Origin of the sequence: Methanobrevibacter ruminantium, from assembly GCF_016294135.1 — an archaeon.
In the GTDB taxonomy this organism is placed as follows: domain Archaea; phylum Methanobacteriota; class Methanobacteria; order Methanobacteriales; family Methanobacteriaceae; genus Methanobrevibacter; species Methanobrevibacter ruminantium_A.
The window spans coordinates 32,141-57,644 of sequence record NZ_JAEDCO010000004.1 but is presented as its reverse complement, the minus strand read 5'-3'; the positions used below and the strand labels follow the sequence as shown (position 1 = coordinate 57,644).

General features: G+C 31.6%; 21 protein-coding genes. 7 read left to right on the top strand and 14 right to left on the bottom strand.

Annotated features, from left to right (window positions below):
* Positions 1-515 precede the first annotated feature (515 nt).
* The 6 genes from VW161_RS02200 to eif1A form a co-directional block, all read right to left on the bottom strand.
* Positions 516-788, bottom strand: a complete 273-nt coding sequence (locus VW161_RS02200) for a metal-sensing transcriptional repressor (RefSeq protein ID WP_304086928.1) — start codon at positions 786-788, stop codon at positions 516-518.
* Positions 789-1,047: 259 nt separating this feature from the next.
* Positions 1,048-2,148, bottom strand: a complete 1,101-nt coding sequence (locus tag VW161_RS02195; protein ID WP_304086930.1) for a DNA topoisomerase IV subunit A — start codon at positions 2,146-2,148, stop codon at positions 1,048-1,050.
* A gap of 4 nt (positions 2,149-2,152) precedes the next feature.
* Positions 2,153-3,931 (bottom strand): DNA topoisomerase VI subunit B, encoded by a 1,779-nt coding sequence (gene top6B, locus VW161_RS02190; protein ID WP_304092733.1) that lies wholly within the window; start codon positions 3,929-3,931, stop codon positions 2,153-2,155.
* A 751-nt stretch (positions 3,932-4,682) separates the two neighbouring features.
* On the bottom strand, positions 4,683-5,282 hold the full coding sequence (locus VW161_RS02185) for a KH domain-containing protein (protein WP_295605401.1): 600 nt from the start codon (positions 5,280-5,282) through the stop codon (positions 4,683-4,685).
* Positions 5,283-5,542: 260 nt separating this feature from the next.
* Entirely contained in the window at positions 5,543-6,319 is a 777-nt protein-coding gene (locus VW161_RS02180) for a serine protein kinase RIO (protein WP_304086938.1), read from the bottom strand.
* 122 nt (positions 6,320-6,441) lie between these two features.
* The gene (gene eif1A / locus VW161_RS02175; protein WP_304086942.1) at positions 6,442-6,747 is read right to left on the bottom strand and encodes a translation initiation factor eIF-1A; all 306 of its coding nucleotides are present in this window, start codon (positions 6,745-6,747) and stop codon (positions 6,442-6,444) included.
* 382 nt (positions 6,748-7,129) lie between these two features.
* Here eif1A and VW161_RS02170 point away from each other — a divergent pair, with 382 nt between their 5' ends.
* The 3 genes from VW161_RS02170 (at position 7,130) to VW161_RS02160 (ending at position 9,325) form a co-directional block, all read left to right on the top strand.
* Positions 7,130-8,374 (top strand): molybdenum cofactor synthesis domain-containing protein, encoded by a 1,245-nt coding sequence (locus tag VW161_RS02170; RefSeq protein WP_304086945.1) that lies wholly within the window; start codon positions 7,130-7,132, stop codon positions 8,372-8,374.
* Between the two features lie 114 nt (positions 8,375-8,488).
* The gene (locus VW161_RS02165; RefSeq protein WP_304086948.1) at positions 8,489-8,959 is read left to right on the top strand and encodes a GyrI-like domain-containing protein; all 471 of its coding nucleotides are present in this window, start codon (positions 8,489-8,491) and stop codon (positions 8,957-8,959) included.
* 72 nt (positions 8,960-9,031) lie between these two features.
* Positions 9,032-9,325, top strand: coding sequence for a hypothetical protein (locus VW161_RS02160; protein ID WP_304086951.1), 294 nt, complete (start codon positions 9,032-9,034; stop codon positions 9,323-9,325).
* 105 nt (positions 9,326-9,430) lie between these two features.
* Here the strand turns inward: VW161_RS02160 and VW161_RS02155 are convergent, their stop codons facing one another.
* From VW161_RS02155 to hypD, 3 genes are all read right to left on the bottom strand, one after another.
* Positions 9,431-10,735, bottom strand: coding sequence for a TldD/PmbA family protein (locus tag VW161_RS02155; RefSeq protein WP_325192679.1), 1,305 nt, complete (start codon positions 10,733-10,735; stop codon positions 9,431-9,433).
* Positions 10,736-10,804: 69 nt separating this feature from the next.
* Entirely contained in the window at positions 10,805-11,509 is a 705-nt protein-coding gene (locus VW161_RS02150; protein ID WP_325192678.1) for a phosphoglycolate phosphatase, read from the bottom strand.
* A 62-nt stretch (positions 11,510-11,571) separates the two neighbouring features.
* Complete coding sequence (hypD, locus tag VW161_RS02145; protein WP_304135795.1) at positions 11,572-12,615, bottom strand: hydrogenase formation protein HypD; 1,044 nt, start codon at positions 12,613-12,615, stop codon at positions 11,572-11,574.
* A gap of 306 nt (positions 12,616-12,921) precedes the next feature.
* On the opposite strand from hypD, the gene pseG reads away from it, so the two are divergent.
* Genes pseG through VW161_RS02125 form a run of 4 tightly spaced genes read left to right on the top strand, consistent with a single transcriptional unit; the run spans position 12,922 to position 18,719 of the window.
* The gene (gene pseG, locus VW161_RS02140) at positions 12,922-14,643 is read left to right on the top strand and encodes a UDP-2,4-diacetamido-2,4,6-trideoxy-beta-L-altropyranose hydrolase (RefSeq protein WP_304135304.1); all 1,722 of its coding nucleotides are present in this window, start codon (positions 12,922-12,924) and stop codon (positions 14,641-14,643) included.
* Positions 14,644-14,652: 9 nt separating this feature from the next.
* A complete protein-coding gene (locus tag VW161_RS02135) occupies positions 14,653-15,723 on the top strand; it encodes an N-acetylneuraminate synthase family protein (RefSeq protein ID WP_325192677.1) in 1,071 nt (356 codons plus the stop codon).
* A gap of 23 nt (positions 15,724-15,746) precedes the next feature.
* On the top strand, positions 15,747-17,276 hold the full coding sequence (locus VW161_RS02130) for a sialyltransferase (protein WP_325192676.1): 1,530 nt from the start codon (positions 15,747-15,749) through the stop codon (positions 17,274-17,276).
* A complete protein-coding gene (locus tag VW161_RS02125) occupies positions 17,277-18,719 on the top strand; it encodes an oligosaccharide flippase family protein (RefSeq protein WP_304086969.1) in 1,443 nt (480 codons plus the stop codon). It abuts the gene before it with no gap.
* A gap of 93 nt (positions 18,720-18,812) precedes the next feature.
* Here the strand turns inward: VW161_RS02125 and VW161_RS02120 are convergent, their stop codons facing one another.
* The 5 genes from VW161_RS02120 to VW161_RS02100 all read right to left on the bottom strand — a co-directional run bounded on the left by VW161_RS02120 (position 18,813) and on the right by VW161_RS02100 (position 25,458).
* Entirely contained in the window at positions 18,813-19,319 is a 507-nt protein-coding gene (locus VW161_RS02120) for an acyltransferase (protein WP_304086972.1), read from the bottom strand.
* Between the two features lie 153 nt (positions 19,320-19,472).
* The gene (locus VW161_RS02115; protein WP_304086974.1) at positions 19,473-21,347 is read right to left on the bottom strand and encodes a hypothetical protein; all 1,875 of its coding nucleotides are present in this window, start codon (positions 21,345-21,347) and stop codon (positions 19,473-19,475) included.
* A 179-nt stretch (positions 21,348-21,526) separates the two neighbouring features.
* Entirely contained in the window at positions 21,527-22,729 is a 1,203-nt protein-coding gene (locus VW161_RS02110) for a glycosyltransferase (RefSeq protein ID WP_304086977.1), read from the bottom strand.
* A gap of 67 nt (positions 22,730-22,796) precedes the next feature.
* A complete protein-coding gene (locus VW161_RS02105; RefSeq protein WP_304086980.1) occupies positions 22,797-24,512 on the bottom strand; it encodes a glycosyltransferase family 39 protein in 1,716 nt (571 codons plus the stop codon).
* Positions 24,513-24,585: 73 nt separating this feature from the next.
* Positions 24,586-25,458, bottom strand: coding sequence for a UbiA family prenyltransferase (locus VW161_RS02100; protein ID WP_304086982.1), 873 nt, complete (start codon positions 25,456-25,458; stop codon positions 24,586-24,588).
* Positions 25,459-25,504 lie beyond the last annotated feature (46 nt).

Sequence of the window (25,504 nt, the reverse complement as noted above, 5' to 3'; positions counted from 1 at the left end):
AATAAATAAAAAATTTAAAAATTAAAAAAGAAAAAGAAGAAATAAAAGAGAGAAATAAGAGCGATAAAATAATAATAATAATAATAATAATAATAATAATAATAATAATAATAATAAAATTATTGAAATAAAATCCATCCTTATTTGATTAAAATCATGTTTTTTGATTTGAATATCTTTTGATTTGATTTTTGAATTTTATCTCTTGATTTGATAATTTTTTCATCTAATTTTTGAATTGAATTTTTGATCCTAAATCTGATTCATTAAACTTTCGATATATTATTCTAAATAATTGATAAAAGATAAAGAAATAAAAGACTAAAATTAATACAACCCATGATAAACCTTTAAACATATCCATTTATATCCCTCCACTTTTAAATAATAAATCATGAACCTTTTTTAAGAAATTTTATAATTGATTTAACCAAAAACATAAACTTGAACTAAGATATAGGTATACCCTTATAGGTATACCTTTTTTTGAAAAAAATATAATGTACTAATAACCATTATATTCTGGAATAATATTCTAAAATAGTAGCAACATCATTGATAGCTTCGTCACTTTCACCTGCTTCAATTGCATTTCTAATACAATGTTCAAGATGTCCTTCTACTATAATATGGCCTACTTTATGTAAAGCAGACTTAGAAGCATTTACTTGCATTAAAATATTTTCACAAGGAATATCTTCTTCAATCATACGATCAATAGCGTTTAACTGTCCGATAATTTTATTAATTCTTCTGTGAAGATTATCTAAATCCATACATTGTTTCATAATAACACCTTAAAATTTTTTTTGAAATATCCAAATATACCCATTGAGGTATACCTAATGCTAATGTTGAACTTTCTAGTATATAAAGGTTTTGGAAAATATTGAAAAAAATAGTAAAAATCCAAATAAACAATAATAACAATGACAATAATAAATAAAAAAATCAGTGAAAACAGTTAATCTAAAGAAATTTAAAGAAATTTAAAGAAAATAAAAAGAATAAAAAAAGAAAAAATAAATTAATTAAAAAACTAATTTATTATAATTGTCCAAATTGTCTTAATTTCTCTGGGAAATATGTATCTACTACATATTCAAGACCATATTTGGAGAAAGATTGCTGTTCTGCTTTTTTACCAATCTTAAGCATTTTCTTAATCTCGGTTTGCCAGAACTCAGTTTGATACCTTGGGTCTTTTGAAAGCTCTTTCAATCTCAATACATCGATATCTTTCAATGGGTCTGTTGGAAGATCATATTCAATGATATCACTTGCAGTTACTCCTAAGAACTTAGCATCAGGAGTAGCCAAATCATGATTAACGTGAGCTAACTTTGCACTTCCGGATATAATTACCTGTCCAATGTGGAATCCCCAAGGGTCTCCGTCGTTACAGATATATACAGGAAGGCCTAATTCTTCATTAACCCTTTTGATAAATCTTCTTGTTGCACGAGCTGCTTGACCTTTAAGACCTACAATCAAACAATTGAATCTGTTATGAGCATCCTCTTGAACTAACCTATGGAACATCCCCATGGTTTCCACTGCAAGTACAAAGTCTGCGCCACAATCCAACAATTCAACTTGGTCAATGGTTGGTGAAATGGTATAACCGGATTTACCTGCTCTTGCAGCATTGATTTCAAAATCACCATCAAGCAAGGTAATGTCTCCATAAACTGATGCACCGTCTTCCTCAGGCATTAATCCTAAATCTTCACGAGTAGCACCTAATGCAACTTCCAAGTCCTCACCAACAATGTTGGATTCCTGTTGGTTATTGAATTCAATACCCCAACCTTCAGAGATATAATACATTTCCCTGATAGTTGCAGTTTTGTCTCTCAATACCAAATCCTTACAGAAGTTTGCAACATAAACCATTTGTCCTAATTTTCTGATTTGCTTTACATTTCCAAGAGATCTTTTACCGAATCTGTCTCCAAGAATGTAATAACGTTTATCTGGGTCGTAAACAATGTTTCCAGTACCTCTAGAAGGAATTCTTAAGGTAGGTACTTTTTCCTTTTCAACATCCTCTATGATTTCTTGACCGAAAGCTTTGAGTTTATTGAAAGTGTATTGTCTCCTTTGCTCTTTATGAGTATGTTTATGAGTAGTAGTTTCTTCAGCCATCTAATCATTCCTCCTGGTCTTCTGAGTCAAACAATGTAGACTGTCCAGTTTTTTTAGATTTTTTCTTTTTAAGTTTCTCATCGTCCAATAATGCTTCATCTAAATCAGATTCTTGAACTCTGTCCTTACGGCTTGAATGTTCCTTGTCTACAACATGACCGAATTCATCAAGCTCTTCAAGTAATGAATCTACGTAGTCTTCCTCTTCTATCTCTTCTTCAACCTTTTCACCCATCAATTCTGCTAATGCTCTTCTTGTAACTTTAGCAAGAACTGGTTTATAATCTGGAACACCAGTTTCAGCAAGTGATGCTGCCTCTTCAATGATAACAGGAACATAGTCTTCAAATATTTTAGATCTCATAGCTTTTTCCTTTTCCGCTTTTTTGGATCTGATATGCCTTTGAAGTTTTCTTGCTATTTTCATGGTAGCTTGTCTAATCTCATGAACAATCTCAGGTTCCGGTGCAATACTTTGCTTACCAGTGGATAAGTAAGGAACTTGAGTGGAAATAATGTTTACAAACAAGGTGAGTGGAGTGTTATCCAAGTCTCTGAGACCATATCTTCTCCAATCAATAGATTTCAATGCTTCTGTAATAGCACAGCTTCCTGCATCAAAAGTCAATGGGACTCTGTTTGCAAATCTTAAGATTTCAGATTTTCTTTGTTCATTTACAATTCTACCAGCATCTCCACCATAAGCAATACCCGCTTCTACAATGAATGCTACACCACCTTTATAGGTAACAGGAGCTCTTGTAATTGTAGTGATGAATTCAGGTTTCAATATTAATTTCATACCTTTTTCGATTTGCTCTTCACCAATAGGAATAAGACCAGAAGTAGGAGGTGCCATGAATTTCATTTTTCCAAATGCTTCTACAATAGCTTCTGCTTCAGCCCAAGTCATGCTTTTTGGACGTTTTTTCATGTCAATACCAGTGATGTCCTGAAGCTCTTTGATCTTCTTGGAGGACATTCTTGATAAATTGGTAGTTAACATGCTTTTGAAGTTTCTCTTATCAGTGGTTTTTGCAATGTGAGTAATGTCATCTGCAGTAACACCTTTAGGGTGAGGCAATACTTCTTTAGGTAAGACTGGAACAATTTCTGCTGCTCTTTTAAAGATGTATTTATGACCTTTAGGATCCCTAAATGTAATTTTTGCATGAGGGTTAGCAATCATGGTTCTACGAATGTACTCAAATGCACCTTGTTCTGCTAATGAATAGGACACCTCTTTAAAATGAAGTTGGATACAAACACCAGTGCTTTCTGGAGTGAAATGTTCAGTTTTAATGATATCTCCAACGTTGTTTTTTACATCCATCTTAAATTCCATTTTAACTCCTTTGAGCTCACCATCCTCGTTCCATCCGGAAATTACATGAGTGGACTCACCAGTAGTCATCTGGGATAAAAGTACACAACCACTACAACCTAAACCTTGTTGTCCTCTTGATTGGATGTTTCTAAATTTGGAACCTGCAAACATCTGACAGTATACTTGAGTTACAAATTCCTCAGGAATACCTGGACCATTATCTGAATGTCTTAAAAGATAATGCTCTTTTCCGAGTTGCTTCAAATCAATTCTAATTTCAGGCAAAATCCCTGCTTCTTCAGCAGCGTCAAAACTGTTTGTAATCAATTCGTGAAAAACAATGGTTAAAGATCTGATTTTGCCAGAAAATCCTAACATCTGTTTATTTTTTCTAAAGAACTCTGATGGAGTTAATTGGTCAAAATTCTCAAAGAGTTCTTGCGCTTGTTGAGACAAATTAAACCTCCTTTACATAGTTTTTAATTAACATGGGAATTAATTAAACTAAAACATTAAATAATTAAAGATTAATTAATCAATAATACTTAATTATTTAAAGTACTGAAATTTTCATAAAAATTTCCCTTAGAAAACATATGAGGATTTTTTATATGGTAATGTAATCATAAATAGCATATATTTAATAAATATTTTATTAAAAATATACAAACATTATTTTTATGGAAAATTTTTATACAAAAATGAAAAAATTACTAAAATTTTAGACAACCCCATAAGTAAAATATTTTAAAAGTATGTCAAAAATATAGTAAATATATCACTATATATACATATGTTGTTGAAAGTATATAAAAGTTTTTAATTACTATCAAAATTTTAATAAAAAAATCTTCACATAGCCTAAAAATTTAAGCTAAATATAATTAAATTACATCACATCAAAAAATATTGTTAAAAATATTAAACCATACATATATCTCTAATGAAAAATAACAATTAATTAAGAAAATTGATTCGGACAAATAAAAACAATATCAATTTGCAAAAAATAAAATTAATGAAAACAGATATTAGAAATAACTTTAGAAATAAAATTGATTTAAACTTAAGAAATCAAAAAATAGAAAAAATAGAAAAATAGTAGAAAGAAAAAAATAAAAAAATAAAAAATCAAGATATGATTGAATGCATAAAAAAAATAAAAAAAATAAAAAAAGTAAAAGAAAAAATTTCTAATCTAAGTTTATTAATCTAAGTCATCACGGAATTGAATTTCATCTCTTTCAATTCCAACAACTTCCTTGAACTCTTTCATTTTACGTTCATTCTTCTTATTTTCTAAAAATGCATAGACAGACTTATGTCTTGATCCATTGAGAATCATTTCAACTGCTTCCTTAGCAACCATCACATTTTGAAGTTCACCAATCAATGAAACAGTCTTTCCATAAATAGCCATATCCACTTCAGCCATATCAACGATTATTTCTCTGGTTTTTCCATCTTTTCCAATTATCCTACCTTTGTATCTTGCCATAGCCTTTTTGGATTTTCCAACATACAAAGGCAATTTGATTATTTCCAAATAAGTATCATCTTTATTTAATTTTAATGCTACACGAGGATTGAATCCACGAGCAATAGCTTTTACAATATGATTTGCTTTCCATACACCAAGAGGATCTTCCATATTTTCATTAGGATAAATAGCTACAGTGCATTCCTCACTATCAATATCCAAATGAGTATTGGTTGCATTTTCAATTAATTGTTTGGTTTCTCCTTTTGTTCCAATTAAAGCACCTACTCTATCTGCAGGAACTCTAAGATAATCGGTTTCCGGCAATTTATTCACCTCTTTGATTTTTTTAATAAATTCATTCACAATTATATATTAAATATTTCAATTAAATTTAATAAATATTTTGTTAAATTAATCTTTTAATAGAATTGATATTTAAAATTAAAAAACACCCAAAATGGAAACCTAATTGGAACTTAAAAATATTTATTTAATATTAATAAAAAATAGGTTTCCTAAGAGCATTTGAAAACTAATATTTATCAATTAGCCCATCTAAGAAAGTTAAGATAAGTTTTAATAAATTATTCTTTTATTAAACGATTGGTTAAATCTTCAATGGAAGTGTCTACACCCATCTTTTTAAATTCAAAACTGATGTTTTTTATGTCTCTTTCAAGCAGTTCACGAGCAATTATGTGGTCTTTCACTACAGATTGGGAAACATCAATAATCACTGGCTCTTCATCGAAATTCAGAATATTATAGCTTGATAAGTCACCATGAATCAAATTTGCCTTGTTTATGAACTTGTCCATTTGATCCACTAATTTTTCATAGAAATCCTTTGGATCTTGTGGAGGCAAGTTTTTCACGGTTGGTGCAGGATTTCCATCCTCATCACCAATGAATTCAATAATCAAAACATTGTTTAAGCTTGTAATGGCTTCCGGAACATTCACGCCTGCATCCTTAAGCCTTGTCAAATTCCTATATTCCTTATTTACCCAATTGTTTATGAGTTGCCTTTTATTGCTTGAGCGGACATTGAAACGAGGGTCTCCTGCAATATAATATTGCATTTTCTTAAAGTCAGAAGTGGCTATCCTATAAATCTTAACAGCAACAATAGAGCCATCATCCTTAATTCCCTTCAATACATTAGCTTCCTTTCCAGTGCTTATAGCACCATTTAAAACGTCTAAATAACCTTGATTAGCTAATTTATAAAGCACTTGCAATGTTGCCTTATCAAAGATTTCACTGGATACCTTCCTATCATCGGAATCCTTAATTCTCTTTTGTGAAATCAATTTCTGGACTTCTGCATCCGCTTTAGCCACTCTTGGATCCTCTTCCATAAAAACACCGTTTGAAAATTAGATAAAAATTTAGAAGTAGTTTAGAATAGAATATTTAAAAAATAAAGTAAAATTTGGGTAAAAAAAGAAAGATAAAAAAGTAAATCAGCAGATTTACTTATTTACATAGTCAAATAGCCTTTTCTTTCAAGCCAGTTTGATTCAGTTCTTGTGTATCTCCAAATTACATCAGCTTTTTGGTCTGATTGGAAATCCCATGGTTTTACAAGAACGACATCACCTTCACGTATCCAAATTCTCTTTTTCATTTTACCTGGAATACGTGTCATTCTGATATTACCATCAGCACATCTTACTTTAATTTTTCCATGACCCATAATTTGTTCTACTACTCCCGGAATTTCTCCTTTTCTAGGAGTACGTACTCTTCTGTATTCTTGTTGATCGTTATTTTGTGGTTTATTCAAAAATTCTCCTCCTGCTCATTCTCCAAATATTTAATAACACATCATTTTCATAAATCAGTTAAATAAATCATATATAATAAATAATATTTGATTAAACAATTTCTAATAAACTGTGAAATTATATAAAAATATTGTTTAAAAAATACCACTAATAATTTATTATTATATATTATATATTTCTTAATATAAATACTAACAAGATAATTTATAAAGGTTTTGATTTTTTTAGATGAAATTTTTATAAATTTAAACAAAAAACATAATATAAAATATATCAATTAATATACTATTAAATATAACATATTATTAAAAAATATTATTTATAATAATTTTCAAAATATTTTCAAAATAAATTAATTTTTAAAATTTTAAAGGTAATACAATGGGTGTAGAATTTTTAAAGATAAAAGAAGTAGATGAAGCAAAAGAAATCATTAATGAAAAGTTTAATGAATACTATACTCCACAATCTGAAATCATTGATATAGCAGAAAGCAATAATAGAATCACATTCAGCAGAATCGAAAGTAAAATCGATTTTCCACCATTTAACAGATCACTTAAAGATGGTTTTGCAATAAAATCTGAAGACAGCTATGGTGTTAATGAAGAAAATCCTAAAAAGCTTAAAGTCATTGACTTTTTAGAGGCAGGATCATTCACTGATAAAACTGTAGAAATTGGAAAATGTGTGGAGATAAGCACTGGTGCACCAATTCCAGATGGTGCAGATGCTGTTGTAATGGTGGAATTCTCCAATAGGCCAGAAGACAATGACGAGCTTGAGGAAGATGAGATTGAAATATTGACAAGTGTGACTCCTTCCCAAGACATTGGGCAAAAGGGTTCTGATGTTAAGAAAGGACAGACAATTCTTGAAGAAAACATTTTGCTCAATCCTCCGAAAATAGGAGTGATAGCTGCTCAAGGAATAGACACTGTTGAAGTGTATAAAAAGCCTAAAGTTGGAATCATATCTACTGGAAATGAATTATTGACCAATCAGGAAGAATTGAAACCTGGAAAAATCTATGACGTTAACAGTGAAATGATTAAAGCAGGGGTGGACAACTGTGGAGGAGAAGGAGAATGCTTAGGTATCGTTAAAGACGTTTATGATGATTTGAAGACAAAAATTCAAGACTCATTGAAGGAATGTGACATCTTGCTCTGCTCTGGCGGAACCTCTGCAGGAGTTGGAGACAATATAAGACATATCCTTGACGAACTTGGAGAAGTTCATATTCATGGAATTACTGTACAGCCTGGAAAGCCAACCATTTTAGGAGTGGCTGATGGAAAGATAGTCATTGGGCTTCCTGGAAATCCTGTTTCTGCAATTGTAATCTTCAATGTATTCGTTGCACCAGCAATCAAGAAGTTAGCAGGATACAAAGATGAGGAAGAGCAAAGAACAATTAAAGGAACTTTGAAAAAAAGAATCCATTCCCCAATTGGAAGGATGCAATATCAATTGGTTAGAGTTGAAGGCAATGATGTGATTCCTATATTTAAAGACTCTGGAGCAATATTCTCACTTGCAAGTGCAGCAGGATATACAAAAGTCTCTAAACAGACAGAATTGCTTGAAGAAGGAGAGGAAGTTGAAGTAATTCTCTTTAACTAATTAAAATTAAATTAAAAAAATAAATTTAAAAATAAAAATTATAATTCAATTATAAATTACAATTAGATTATAAATTATAAAAAAGATATAACATTATAATTATCAGGTGTAAACATGGAAATTAAAGAAAAAACTATGGAAGATCAAAAAGTAGCTATTATGAATTATAAAGGAGCTCTAAAAGATATGGATGTTTTGGTTTCTAAACTAACCGGTTGGATTGAAGTTGAAGAAATCGAAACTGCTGGAGACTTATTTGCAATTTTCTACAATAATCCAAGAACCGCTAAGGAAAATGAAGTTGTATACGATGTAGGAATTCCAATCAATCCCAAATTAGACCCTGATGAAACCGAAGAAATAAGAATCGTAACCCTAATTGAACACAAGGTATTGTCTGGAATCCACAATGGAAGTTTAGATAATATTCAAGAAAGCTATAACATTATGGCAGAATACTCCATTGAAAACAAATACGACATTATCGGCTCCCCTAAAGAAATTTACATAAAAAACAAATACGAAGTGGATAATGAAGATGACTTGGTAACTGAAATTCAATTGCCAGTTATCAAGATGGGATAAATTATCCCATAACCCCTAATCTTAAAAATTTAAAAATTCAAATTCTATTAAATCTACTGAAGGAATGATAAAATGGCTAAAGAGAAAACTAAAAAAATGACTAGAAAGGAAGAGGAAAAACTTAATGAAAAAGTAGATAAAATAATAGAAAAAAACTTTGCAGACTTCTCATCTCAAGATGAGCTTGAAAACTTTATCCAAGATGCATTTGACACTAAAACCTCTAAATTCAATAAGAACCTAAAGCAAAAGGAAAAGGAAATCAATAAAAAAGTGTCAAAAGCATATAAAACAGACACTAAAAGAATCGATAGAAAAATGAAGGAATTGGATAAGAAAATCAATGCAAGATTTAAAAATTTATAAAAAATTAACTAAAAAAATTATAAAATTATAAATTAAAAAAATAAATTGATTAAATTAATTAAAAAAATAAATAAAAAAAATAAAAAAACTAATTTTTCGGTGGGATTAATTACCCACAACTCTTACATCATGTAAAAGCAATTTAGGAATAATGAAAGATCCTCGTTGCTTTGTCTCTTCACCTACAGCTACAGCATCACCTAACAAGTCATAGATATTACCAGAAATCATGGCTTTTTTAATAGGTTTTTTGACTCCTTTATCAATTAAAAAGGAATTGCTTGCTTCCACTGAAAAATCACCAGTGATAGGATTTGCGGTATGTGCACCTAAAACATCAGTGACTAGGAATGCATCATTTATTTCATCTTCCATTACATGATCTTTAAAGTCAAAAATAATATTTGAACCGCTTACAGAAGGAGTTCCTGCATATGAACCTCTAAATCCGTTGGAAGTACTTTTAACTCCATCCTTATTTGCAGTGTAAATATCATATAAATATCCTTTAAGGACACCTTCTTCAACTAAAGCAGTTCTTCTTGAAGCGGTTCCCTCATCATCACTAACTCCAGAGTTCAAACCGCCATCTACTGTGCCGTCATCATAAATGGAAAGACCTTCAGTTACTATTTTCTCACCGATTTTACCAGCAAGTCTTGACCTTCCCCTTTGAACATTATCTGCACTGAAACCACTCATGAATGTAGATAGAAGGCCAGTTACTGCATGATAATCTAATATGACATCCTTATCTGAAGTTTCAATATGTTCCCCATCTAATGAGGACTTTGCCAAATCGCATAAGTCTTCAGCTAATTTGATTCCATCCAAATCATAAAGACATGAGGAAACTGAGTCATAAGCAGTTGCCAAATCGCCATCTTTAATGGCATTAATTGAAACGCCTAATGCAAAGCCGGTTGACTTGTCATAAGCTTCAACACCATTGGAATTTACAATCAAGACCTCACCTTCTGCTGCTGAAAATCCGCCGGAAGTGGTTTGACAGCCATTATCTTCAATGCAGTTTAAAACAGACTTGAAGGAACTTGTAAGTTCATCCAAATCAATTTCCTGGAACTTCTTATCAAAAGTGCCATTGATTTTAGGCAATTTTTCCACTTGAGAAAAAGAAAAGTTTTCATCCTTTGAATTAAGTTTAGAGTTCAAATAAGCATTTTCGCAAGTCTTTGCAATTTCACCCATATTTGATGTGAAAGCAAAACCTACAGAACCGTCTTTAATAACTCTTATACCAATGCCTAAACTAATTTCCTCTTTTGCAAAATTCAAATCAGTCTTTTGGGAATCCAATTGAAGCAATTCAGTATTTTCCAAATAGATTTCATAATTGTCTGAATACTTTGAAATTTCCCTTTTTGCCTCTTCAGCCAATTCATATAACATATTATCACGCAATAAATGATATAAATTAAAATAAAAACTTAAAAATTTAGAAATTTAACCTAATTTTAATTATTTCTCGTTAAAAACAAATTTATCAATAGCTTCTGCCACTCCATCACCATACTTATTCTCACAAACATAATCAGCCATCTCCTTTAGCTCATCACATGCATTAGCCACTGCGACCTTAAATCCTGCAACATGTAAAAAGTCAATGTCATTTTCACTATCTCCAATGCACATAATGTTTTCAATATTATAATCCAAGAGCTTAGCCAATTCGGAGAGTCCAGTACCCTTATTAACTTTAGGGTCTGTTAAGTGAAGTGCAAAACCACTATCATAAACTATCACATCAAAGTCTTGGAGTAGCTCTTTAAGTGGCTCTGAATCCATATTCTTATAGAAACAAATTTCAGACACTCTTGCATCGGAATCCTCTACAATCTTAAATGGAATATCATCACCAAATTTATCAAGTAAAAAGTCATAAGCCTTTTGAGCTTTGGAAATGTCTCCTAAAACAATTACCCTGTTGTCATTATATCCATCTTTATAAATAACTCCCCCATTTTCACAAACCATTCCTCCAGTAGTTCCAACAAGTGTAGCCACTGCATAGGTAAAGTGTGAAATGTTTCCAGTAGCAATGATAACTGGAATTCCTGCATCTTCAGCTTTACGAAGAGCATCCAATGCACTATGACAAACTCTTCTTTTTCCATCTGTAATTGTTCCATCAACATCTACAGCTATCGCTTCTATTTTTACCATATTTTCAAATCCTTAAATTGAGCTAAAATTGAAAAATTATAAAATTTAATCATTTGGAAAACTTATCTGCTATATCTGTGAGCAATGTTACAGGTTCCTTCCTTACTTACCATACATGCACCAATCGGGTGCATTGGATTACATGCCTTTCTAAACAATTTGCAGTCAGTTGGTTTTGCCATACCTCTTAAGATAGGTCCGCAAATACAGCCTTTAGGAGCTTCGGTAACATCTTTCACTTCAATGTCATATTTCTTTCTTGCATCCCACTCAGCAAACTCATCATTAACTTCAAGAACTGAGTTAGGAATTTTTGGGAAACCTCTCCATTCTCTGCTTTCCACATGGAAAACCTCATCCATCATTTCCTTTCCAATGACATTTCCTTCAGTTCTTACAGCACGCTTATATTCATTGTCGATTCTTGGAGTTCCATTGTCGATTTGTCTTAAGATCATGTAAACAGACATTAGGATATCCAATGGATTAAAACCTGCCACTGCTTGAGGAATGCCATATTCAGTTGAGAACTTTTCAAATGGTTCAGTTCCTAAGATTGTACATACATGTCCAGGTTCAATCAAAGCGTTTAAATTGGTTTCACCTGAATTGATCAAGAAGTCAATAGCTGGTGGAATCAATCTATGACAGGATACGATAGAAAAGTTTTCAGGAGGCTTTTTCAATAATTCAGACGCAGTTGCAGGAGCAGTTGTTTCAAAACCTGCAGACATGAATACTACATCATTATCTATTTTTTCTGCAATTTCCACAGCATTTGGAATACCATAAACAACCCTTACATCTGCACCTTCAGCTTTTGCCTCAGCAAGAGAACCATTGGAACCTGGAACTCTCAACATGTCTCCAAAAGTGGTTACAGTAACCCCTTTTTCTATCAACTGTAAACATTCATCAATTTCTCTTGAAGGAACAACACATACAGGACATCCGGGTCCTGCTACAATCTCCACTTCAGGAGGAAGCAAAGATCTTATACCGTGTTCCATAATGGTATGTTCATGAGAACCACAAACATGCATAATTTTAACAGGAGAAGCTAAATCATTTATTCTTTTAATTAAAGTATTAGCCATCTCTTTCATACTTGCCATTATAACACCTTAAATTTTTTAAAATTTTTTTAGAATTTTTTATAATTAATTATCAGTTAAATCTTAAATTTGTTTTAGATTTGTTTTAGATTTATTTTAAATTGCTTATATAAGTCATTTTTTTATAAACTATTTATAATTAATAAAATTTAATATTAATTAATAATATACTATTATTAGTTTGTCTTAATTAATAATATTTTTTAAAATTCAAACAAAATTTAAAAGAAATTTCTAAATTTTCAAAATAATTAATGAAAATAATGGATTAAAAATCAAATAGCTAAAGGTTTTAAGATGTATAAAGATAATAAGATTTTAGTTGTAATTCCTGCTAGAGGCGGTTCCAAAGGAATTCCACGTAAGAACATAAGATTGCTTGGAGGAAAACCACTTATAGCACATACAATAGAAATGGGAAAGGCATCAGAATATGTTGATGATGTTCTTGTTACAACAGATGACAATGAAATAAAGTTCATTGCTGAGAAATTCGGTGCAGAAACAGTTAAAAGAGATGGAAAACTTGCAGAAGACTCAATTCCACTTGACCCTGTAATCTATGATGCTACAATTCAAAAAGAGAAAAAAGCAAACGAAAAATATGATGTTGTCATAACAGTGCAACCTACTTCCCCACTTCTTAAAACAAAAACCTTAGATTTAGCTATTGAAACATTATTAAATCCAAATGAAAACAATGAGTTCTATGATACAATAATCAGTGTTGTTGATGATAGGCACTTGAGTTGGGGATACGATGAGGAAAACAAGAGGTATTTCCCATTATACAAGGAAAGGGTGAATAGGCAATACCTTCCAAAAGCATATAAAGAGACAGGAAGCATATTTGCAACAAAAAGAGAATTTGTAAAGGAAAACAGCCGTCTTGGAGATAATATTGGCCTTGTTGAAATATCCAAGCAAGAAAGCATTGACATTGACAATTATGAAGACTGGTGGGTTGCTGAGAGAATCCTGAAGAAAAAGAAAATATTAATTAAAGCAGATGCTTCCCATGAAATCGGAACCGGGCATATTTACAGGGCTTTATCAATAGCTTCAAAATTAGTCAATCATGAAGTTGTGTTTTTGCTTGATGAAGCACAGCCATTAGGAATTGAAATCGTCAACAATAACAATTATCCTTACATTACTCACAATAGTGATAAAGGCAAAGGAAAAGAGGCAGACGAAGAAGCAAAAGATGAATTGATTGAAAAGATAGTTGAATATGATCCGGATATTGTAATCAACGACATCCTTAATACAAACTCAAAGTATACAAAATCCCTTAGGGACAAAGGATTCTTCATAGTCAATTTTGAAGATGTCGGTGGTGGAGTGAAATATGCACATATGGTCTTCGATGCGTTATATGAGCATAAAATACCTCTTAAAAACCTTTACTCAGGGCATAAATATTACATTCTAAAAGATGAGTTTTACTATCAATCATTTAAGGAAATCAAAGAAGATGTGGAAAAGGTCCTTCTCACATTTGGAGGAACAGATCCGAATAACTTAACTGAAAAGGTTCTTGAAGCGATTTTGGAAAGCGATTATAAAAACAAAATTGAAATCATTTTAGGACTTGGTTATGGAAACAAGAAGGAAATACAAGACAAATACAAGGATAATGAAAGAATAGAAATCTTTGAAAACATTAAAAACATGAGCGAACATATGCACGATGCTGACTTGATATTCACTTCAGCAGGAAGAACCATGTATGAAATAGCTTCACTTGGCGTTCCTTGCATCTGCCTTTGCCAAAATGAAAGGGAATTAACACATATCTTTGGTAATGTGGAACATGGATTCATTAATTTAGGTTTAGGCAGTGATGTCTCTAAAGAAGAGATAAAGGAAACATTCGAAAGCACAATAGATGACTACCAATTAAGACAGGAAATGAATAAGAGAATGAGTGAAGTTGATTTGAAGCATGGGTTTGACAACATTAAAAATCTAATCAAACAATCATACAAAGAATGGAAAGAAGAAATGAATAAATAAGGTGAAAATATGAGCATATTTAATGAAGAACCATTTTTAATAGCTGAAATTGGAGTGAATTACTATGATATTGCAAAAAAGGAAAATATAAGCAATATGGATGCAGCTAAATTGATGGTGAAAGAGGCAAAGGATGCTGGCTGCAATGCAGTCAAGTTCCAATCATATAAAGCAAATACAATAGCCTCCAAGAACTCTCCAGCATATTGGAATACAAATGAGGAGCCTACAACCTCACAATATGAATTGTTTAAGAAATTTGATTCATTTGGAGAGGAGGAATACCGAGAAATAGCTGATTACTGCAATGAGATTGGAATCATGTTCTTATCAACACCTTTTGACTTCGATTCCATCGATTATTTGGATGAATTCATGGATGTCTATAAGATATCCTCATCAGACCTTACAAACATTCCATTCATTAGGAAAATAGCTGAAAAGGGAAAGGACATTATCATTTCAACTGGGGCTTCAAATCTTGATGAAATCAAATTGGCAATAGATACAATAGAAAATGCCAATGCGAAATATGCAAATGGAGAAGCAGGAATAGGAATTATGCACTGTGTTCTTTCCTACCCTACAGACAACAGCGATGCAAACCTATTGATGATTAAAAACCTTAAGGATTTGTACCCTAACTATGAAATCGGTTATTCAGATCATACAAAACCTGATGAAAATATGCTTATTTTAACAACCGCTTACCTTTATGGTGCAACAATCCTTGAAAAGCATTATACATTAGATAAAACCTTGCAGGGAAATGACCATTATCATGGAATGGATCCAGATGACATCAGAAAGTTCAATGAAAACATAGAGCTTATCAAAACAATCAATGGACAATATGATAAGGTTCCCCTCCCTTGTGAAAGTGAATCAAGAAAACAGGCAAGACGTTCCATCATTGCAAAAGAGGATATTAAAGAGGGAACCGAAATTTCAGAGGATATGCTAACATACAAAAGGCCTGGAACTGGCATTTCCCCAAGTGAAATAGAAAATGTCATCGGCAAGAAGGCAAAAATTGACATTGCGGAAGATGAATTGATTAAATATGAATATTTAGAATAAATTATAATCATCAAGGAATTTTTATGATTTTTACAGTGAAAGAGATTTGCCAAAAGATTTGGAATCTTGAAGAGAAATATGAATTGAATCATAAGGAGATTCAAGGTTGCTATCCTTGGCAATTGATTAGAATGTATTTATATTACGAAATAACAAGAAAGACTAATGTTTTCGAATCTGCTCAGCAGTCCAGTCTTTCATTATTCGATAAGATAAACTCATTCTTGCCTTTTGTCAAAAACAGCATTTTATCAAACCCTTTAAGCGGAAATGAAAATGTGGATGCTTTGATATTTGACCATCCCAGAAAAGTCATATTTGAAGATGAATATCAAGACATTTATAGCTATTTTTTAAAAGACACTCTTAATCAATATGGTAAAAGTTTTGAAACCATTGAATCCCCTTACCTTAATCAGCATTTTAGAAGCAATGAAAACATTAAGGAAAATAATGTCAAATTCAATGACAGGATTCTTTTAGGTTCATTCATTCATAAAACAAGAAATAGGGGCAAATTGCATTTTACAGAATCAGAAATGCAATATATCAATAGTGTGAAAGAAGAGCTTGAAACTGCTTTTGAAATTGAAATTGACTTGTTTAGAATCATGGAAGACCATATTCTAAATTTCCAATATGACTATAAAAAGTATATTGAACTTCTTCAAAGGAAAAAGCCTAAAGTCGTATTTCTTGTAGTGGCTTATGAAAATAAGGCATTGCTTGCAGCATGCAAGAAAATGAATATAGGGATAATCGAATTGCAGCATGGAACCATTAGCCCATATCATTTAGGATACAGCTACCCTGAAAATACAATGAAATTCAATGGTGAACTCAAGGAAATTGAATACTTCCCAGACAAGATACTTAGTTTTGGAAACTACTGGAAAAATGCTTGTCCATTCCCAATAGATAGTGAAAACATCATCCCAATGGGATTCCCATACTTTGAGGAAAACTCAAAAACATATATGAAAATAGCTGAAGATAAAAATTCTAAAGAGGGCAATGATCAAAAAACTGAGAAAAAGCAAATATTATTTATTTCTCAAGGAGTCATTGGAAAATACTTATCTGAATTAGCATATGAAACAGCTTTAAACATGAATAAAAATAATGAAAATAATGAAGATAATGCTCAAAACTATAATTTTATCTATAAACTACATCCTGGAGAATATGGAACTTGGAAGGAAAATTACGATTATTTGACAAAAGCAGTTAACGAATTCGATAACTTTACTGTAATTAATAAAAGCGAACCTCCATTATATGAACTATTTGCTGAAAGCCACTACCAAATAGGGGCTTTTTCAACTGCAATATATGAAGGGCTTGCATTCAATTGCAAAACTTTCATAATAGATGTTCCAGGAGTGGAATATTTAGATGATCTAATCGATAAGGATATTGTAAAAAAGGTTAATAGCAGTGAAGAACTAATTAATTACATAAACAATGAAAACATATCAATTCAAGAATATGATAAGGATTATTTCTTCAAGAACTTTGATGAAACTATTTTTAAAAAGATTTTAAGTGATTAAATGAGCGAATATGTGCGATTTATACAAAGAATAGGTTTGGTGGGACTCACAAACATCCTAATCTCTCTCAGTAGCCTAATCTTTATTCCAATCATTACAAAGTCATTCACCACCGCAGAATATGGTATGTGGGCACAGGTAAACACTACAATCGCACTTGTTCCAAACATTGCAAATCTTGGTCTTCCATACACAATGGTAAGGTTCCTGTCTGCTGAAAAGGATAAGGAAAAGATCAAGGATTCATTCTATCCAATGATTAGCCTAACATTCATCTCAACATTGATAATATGTTCATTGTTCCTAATCTTTGGAAACGCAATTGCCAATGCATTATTCAACGGAAGCATGCAAGTCTTGTACATTACAACTGCAATCTCATTCTTTGCATGCATGAACCTTATGCTAATAAGCTTCTTTAGAACATTCCAGCAAATGAAAAGATACTCATTATTCCTTGTTCTTCAAAGTTACATTGGTGTGTTTGTAAGCATTTATCTCACTTATGCAGGATACAATATTGAAACTGTAGTTCTTGGTCTTTTGACAGGTTATGTGGCAGTATTCATCATGATGGCATTTCTAATTGTAAAATATCTTGGAATTGGAATTGGAAAATGGTCTAACCTAAAGGAACAGCTTGCATTTGCTCTCCCAACCATTCCAAGCAATGTCTCCAGCTGGGTTGTTGATTCAAGCGACAAGTATGTCATTGGAATTCTTATCGGATCAGTTGCAGTAGGATGCTACTCACCGGGATATGCATTGGGAAGCATACTATTGATGTTCCTTTCACCATTTGCAGTTCTCTTGCCGGCAGTATTGCCTGAACACTATGAAAAGGGAGATATGAGCGAAGTGGACAAGTATCTCAGCTATTCAATGAAATACTATCTCCTCTTGACCATTCCTGCAGCAGTTGGAATGAGTGTGCTTTCAAAACCATTATTATACATAATCACAACTCCGGAAATTGCACTTGGAGGTTATATGGTAACTCCTTTCGTTTGCCTTGGTGCAATATTCATGGGAATGTATGGAATTACAAATAACATTCTAATCTTGGAAAAGAATACAATGATCCTTGGAAAGCTATGGATTGTTGTGGCTATATCAAATATAGTCTTGAACTTATTGCTTGTTCCTTACCTAAACATCTTAGGAGCTGCTATTGCAACACTTATCTGCTACATATTGGCATTTGCTGTAACAGCCATTGCAAGCAAGAAAACCATGAGATTGCCATTCAACATAAAAGAGCTTTTAAAAATAGTCATCGCAGCCTCAATTATGGGAATTGCAGTATATATAATGCATCCAATTGGAATTATTAATGTCTTGATATCCATTGTTGCAGGTGTAATCATATACTTTGCAATCATCTTCATTTTAAAGGCAGTTACAATGAAAGAAATTGCAATCTTTAAAGATTTGATTCATTAAATTGAAGCTAAAATTAATTAAATTAAATGAAATTTTTTTGTGAAAAATAGTATTTGTGCATATGTGAAACTGCACATTGAAAAATAAATTTATTTAATGAAACTTTCCTTCTTTTTTTAACTTTTCATAATGAACTTTGTCTCTTGAAGAAAAGACTTTTGCAGGATGACCTCCAGCAATTGCACATTTAGGAATATCATTAACGACAACACTTCCTGCTTGAATGATGGCACCTTCACCAATTGTTACCCCAGGAAGAACAATTACACGATTTCCTAACCATACATTGTCTTCAATAACTACATCCTTAGAAATGACAGTTTCATCATAAGGAATAGCTTCACCTTCGTAATTGTGGCTATCTGTAATGATCATGCATTCTATACCGCTGTGAAAATTATCTCCAATAATCACATTGGCAGTTCCTTGAATCTTCATGCCATTGAAATTCACATTGTTTCCAAGACTTGTTTTAGGAGTGATGTAGGAATAAGCATTGACAGTTAAGTCATTTCCACATGATGCAGATACCCTTTTCACCCTAAAGGCGTAATATTTCCTTTTAATTGCCTTAAAAACATTTAAAACTTTAGAAATCATATTTCATCACAGCCTAAATCTTAAAAACAATGATTAATATTTTAAATTAATATTTGGTAATTGATAATTAATATTAATAATTTATAATTTATAAATTATCGTTAACAGTTTTATAAAAATGTGAAAATAAATAAAAAAAGTAAAAATTAAGTATTATACTACAGAACAATCTGCAGAATAATAGGATAATAATCTTGCTATTTTAGCAACAGTTAATTCATCAATTCTTTTTTGACCACGAATCATTCTATTGAACAATTCATCTATAAACAGGTCTTCGTTGGTAAGAATTACATTTAAAATAGCCAAGTCATCATTTACAAAACCGATTAAAGGTTCAATGTAAATTCCACTAAATCCTTTATTATCCAAGAAAATAGCTAAATCTTCATTTAACTCTAAAGCTTTACGTTTGATTTGGCTATTGTTTACAAAATGAATCTCCTCATTTCCGAACTCAAATCTGGTTTGATTATCCTTGTAATCAGTTTGAAGCTCTAAGGTATTCTTCTTATCCATGTAATTTTGGATAGAAGCTGAATCATTTACCATAGTGTCAGTTTCATTGTCAGATTTTACCTTGTTCTTGTAGTCTTTAGAGTCATATCTTTTGGATAAAATGGTATATACTCCAGTAGGTCCAACAACTACATGGTTAATGATATCTCTTGATTGTGGAGGTTGGACTGCATAGAATACATAGAAATCATTTGGAAGAGCAAGCAATCTTTCACGGATGATTCTTCCACGAGCAATATAATTATTGAAAGCATATCTCTTATAAATACCGTAACTGAGAATTAGAACACCTATTGCAATTGCAATCAATACATACCAAATTTGGCTTATAAAGTAATAATAAGCAGCTGAAACAACTAAAATGAATGCTCCAATCAACATGTATAAATCAGCATTAGTTTTCTTAGGTTCGTATGCCCTGTTTTGAGCTTTCATTAGCTCAACTGTTTCAGGAGTGACCAATGCATCCTCTTGGCTTGCAGTTATGTTTCCACGTTTAACGCTTTCTTCACCTTTTTTGATTAAGCGTTTGACAGAACTTCCCTTGTAGAATTCCTTATCCATGCTCCTGATATATTCATCTTTAAGAATATCAGATAATGCAGTGTAATACTTATAACGAGCAAGCTTGAACGCTTCATACTCTTCAGGACTGTCAAAGACCATTTCATTTTGAACTCTTGAAAATAGCTTTTGATCTTCTTCAGACAATTCCTGTCTAGCTAAAGACACTGGAGATTCAGGCATTTCATCTTCAGGAATGTCAGTTACTTCAACAAGCCTGGTTTCTTGACTTTCAATCTCTTCATCTGCATAATCATCCCTATAAGCAAATCCAGAAGCTATGTCTCTTGAAGTTTCCATATGCCTCTTTTCTGCATGAATAGGAATAATCTCATTAACATCTCCAAGTGTAGAGTCATAAATTGAACCATATGAAACCATTTCTTCCTCTTCATAGGATTCTAATGTATCAGGCAAAATCTCTTCAGTTTCATAATAATACTCTTCATCACTGAATCCTTCATCTTGAGCGTTTAACTCAACGTGAATAGGAATAATCTCATCAACATCAGAATCAGAATAGAGAGAATCATCTACAAAATTAGCTCCCATATGAATAGGAATAATCTCATCGATTTCATCATCATCGAGTGGGGTTTCTGTGAGTGGGTTTTGTGTAAAATTAGTTGAGTCAGTGGTTTCGGTTGATGCAGAGTCCATATTGGAAACATAATCTAATGATCCTCCACAGCTATTGCATTCAAATTCGTTTATATTGTCATTTTCACTTAATTGATATTTCAATCCGCAATTTGTACAGTAAACAAGTACTAAATCAGAAGGATTCTGCGAATCATAACCAGAGGAAACTTTCTCTTCATCGTTTGAGAAACTATCCAATTCCTCCAGATTTCCAGAACAAACAGAACATTCAAATGTGTTAATATCATCTTCGTCATCAAGCTGATATTTTTCACCACAGTTCTGACAAACTACCACTTTCATCTTATCCCTACTCAATTTGATTATGATAAAAATTTTATCAAAATATAATCTAAAAGTGATTAAAATTAGAAAAAATTCATAAATCACTCTAATAAATCTATATTAATATATTATATATAATTTATTAGATTTAAACATTATGTATTTATCTAATTAGAAATAAAATGAATTGAAAAAAATTAGAGAAATTTCCTGTAAATTTCTAAAATTTGATCATTAATTATGTCCCAGTTATATTTTTCATTGATAAGTTTTCTGCCATTTTCAGCAAAGATTTGGGATAATTCCTCATCGAACAGGACCTTTTCGATTGCTTCCCTTAAGGAGTCCTTATTGTCTTCACAAGCAAGCCCAACATTTCCATCTACCCAATCATGAATATGGTTGTTTTTAGTTAAGACCAATGGCTTAGAACAGGCCATTGCCTCAAGACCGCTTGTGGTGAATGATTCATATTTGGAAGGCATTACAAACAAGTCACAATCCACTAATGCTTCCTGCTTTTCCTCTTTATATAATGGGCCTGTGATAATAACATTCTCTTCAAGAGAGTATTCTTTAATCTTATCCTCAAGTTCAGTTAAATAACCATCATCAGGACCTACAATAGCTAATTTAATGCTATGACCACCTGTATCTTCCAAGCTATTTTTTTCATAATTTTGATTAATCAAATCGTTAAAAGCGTCTATCAGTAAGCCAAGCCCTTTGATTTCATGTATTCTGCCTACAAAAAGAATCAGTTTATCATTTTCAGCAATATTGAATTTAGAGCGAAATTTACCAAAAGATGGGAGATTTTCATACTCTTCCAAATTGATTCCAAGAGGAACAATTTCTATTCTCTCCTCATCAACACCCATTTTCAAATACTGTTCCTTTTCAACTTCAGTGAGTGCAAATACGCATGAGGCATTGTGGAGGATTTTAAAGCCGAACACTTTATCAAAAAGATTCTTTAGCCCTTCTTTTTGGAAGAATGGAAGAACTGAACCATGAGCCTGTACAATGTATGGAATATTGTTTTTCCTTGCAAAATAGCTTGCAATAATGGCTAAGGTTTGCCTATGCTCATGAATATGCACAATATCATAGTCTTTAATGTCTTTTCTAATCTTAAATGGCGCAGCCAATGGAGTGTCTAACATGGTTTTAAGCTTAAATCCATTAGAGAGATTTTTGAAATAATCTACTTTTATTCCATCAACATCAACATCATAGCGACCATTTGGGAATTTTAATCTTTCTTTACATGAATCTGAACTGATGACCTTTACATCATTATCCTTGCTTTGATTAGATGCAATTTGATAACTTGCATTAACCACTCCTCCTGCAGACAAGCACGGATAAAAGAAATGTGCAACATGTAAAATTTTCATAAAATTCACCCTCTTAAAATTAATAGATCAAATCATTAAATTAAATTTTTTTATCTTTTAATTAATTTTAATTAATCCTTTCGTATAAATATAAACCTTCTTTTTGATAAATCATAGTGTAATTTGATAAATTGAAATTATCATCAGATATGTAATAAGTGATATTGCTTGACTCCAAATAATCCAATTGGTCGTCGGTTAATGGAATTGTATACTTCTTTAAGAACCAATTGTAAGACCTTTGATTGGATACGGCAACATCCTTTGACATATAATCAGAGTCGTATTCAGTTAAATAATCTGCAATTACCTTGTTTTTATTGAAATCCTCATTATAATGAACTGTAGAGGTGAATGTGAATGCAGAGAATATGCAAAATACAATCAGAATTATTGGAATAATCTTTAAAATATTTTGTTTTTTAAACTCAAATAGCTCAAATTTATTAGACAAATCCAAAATCTCACTTAAAGCATAGATGACAAAATAAATGAAAGCAGGAAATGCGGTTATGATGTACCTATTCACCTTAATATTCAGGAATGTAAAGAATATGAAATAAACCAAAAGCCATGCCAACATTAGAACATCCATGGAATATATCTCCCTATCGATACCAATCTTCTTGAAAAATGCAAATAGCATCACCAAATCAATCAGAATGATAGTGATTGTGATGATTGAATTGATCTTAAAGCATAAAATTGAAATGACTAAAAGTGCAATAAATAAGATTCCTACAAGATAATTGTGTTTAGACTTCCCTTTTCCCTTAACATTAATCAACTTATATCCGAATAAGAAAATTCCAATAGCAAATAGCCCTATTAAGAAAAAGGACATTGGACTTGAACCGTTCAATACTGGAATTACATTATCAAAACTTACATAATCAGAGAATAGGAAATTTGGGAAATCATGAAGATAAAAGAATGTGTCTGTTGTATATGCATTGTCAATTACTTCCCCTTTAGATCCGGATGCAAATGTTGAGCTTTGTGTTAAGAATGACAAATTAGAACCATATGCTAAAATTGTAGCTGAAAAGATTATCAACAAAACAAAAGCTATTGCACATGATTTTAGAATATTCCTAAATTCCTCGCTTTTTATGTAGGATTTGAGTTTGATTGAAAATTCTTGCCTATTCATGATTAATAAATCCAAATTTGTGAAGAAATCATGCTTGGAAAGATAATAGAGCAATATCAAAGGAAGCAAGAATAACGCAGTGTAACGTGTGAAAACAGCTAAAACAAAGAATGGAATAGAGAGCATATAATATTTTGAATCCTTATCAACAGCAAGAATAGTGAAAATGATTGTCCAAATGGATAAAGCCACTGCAGGAACATCCAATGTTCCATTTGCCCACCAAAGTAAAGTAAGTGAAAAGCTTCCAAAAAGAAATGCACCGCAAAGGCTTAATAATGAACTGAACTTATTCTTCAAAAGCATATAAATGCCCATGTTTGCAAAGATGCAAAAGATTCCAGTTATCAAATAAAGAGAGGCTTCAGATAAGAACCCTAACTTGAAAAGAATAGCTGTTAAAATGCAAATAACTGGAGATAAATACAGATATAGGACACTTGATTGGTAACCTGCAAAAACAAGGGAATTTGATAAATAAATGAAAACATCCGAACAGTAAATTCCTAAAACCTGATTGAAATTTATGAGGGCGTAAGTAATGAGAATGCTAAAAATTGTTAAAATAGACAAATAGAAAAAATCATTCTTAGAGATATTTAAATCGTCTAAAATATTTTTAAACATCATAATTTCACTAATCCTAATAATTCCATTTAAATTTCAACAATCAAATTAACCTAAATTTTACATTAATTTTTAACTATAAAAAGCTAAAAATATTAAAAGATCCTACAACGAATGCTATAAAACTGATTAGCATAGCGATTTTCAGATTTTTAGAAACCTTAGCACATGTCTCTTCTGGTGGGTTCAATTTTAAGCTATAAGCACTATACAAAAAGATGATTATAGGTACAATCATTATCACCATATACCCAATGTTAAATATTTTGAAAATGTAAAGAATAGGGCACATCAAAGTTGTGACAACAATCAATATTATTGAAATTATTGAAGGTATTTTCTTTCCATAAAGAATAGGGAAAGTTCTTGCTCCTTCCTGCTTATCTCCTTCAATATCTTCCATATCCTTCACTATTTCACGTGCTAATGTCATGAACATTGCGAATAATCCTAAATAAATTGAGATAAATAAAATCTTTAATGAACTTGTAGCACATGCAATTACAACACCTGCAATTACAAAACAGAACCCTGTTAAAGTAGCTACAGTAAGATTTCCAATGAGTGGCATTGCCTTTAAGTTTCTTGCATAAAGATACATTATGACGGCAGCAGGAATAACAATTACAGAAGGCCAAATTGAATTTACCAAATAACTATCTACAAGACTTAAAGCAATACCTATTCCAAAGAGAACATAAGCATAAGTCCTTGCATTTTCAAGACTGATTCTTCCAGATGGAATAGGGCGATTAGGCTTGTTGATTTCATCTATCTTTACATCAAAAACGTCATTGATTGTATTTCCTGCACCAGTACATACGAAAACGATCAGTGCACAGATGATTATAGGCAAATCATAATAATGACCAACAAACATCATCAATATTACAGCAATAGCTGCCATAACTGCATTTCCGGGACGGATTATTTCTAAATAAGCATTCATTTTATTTCCTCATATCTACCTTCTAAATCAATTATTTCTAAATCAA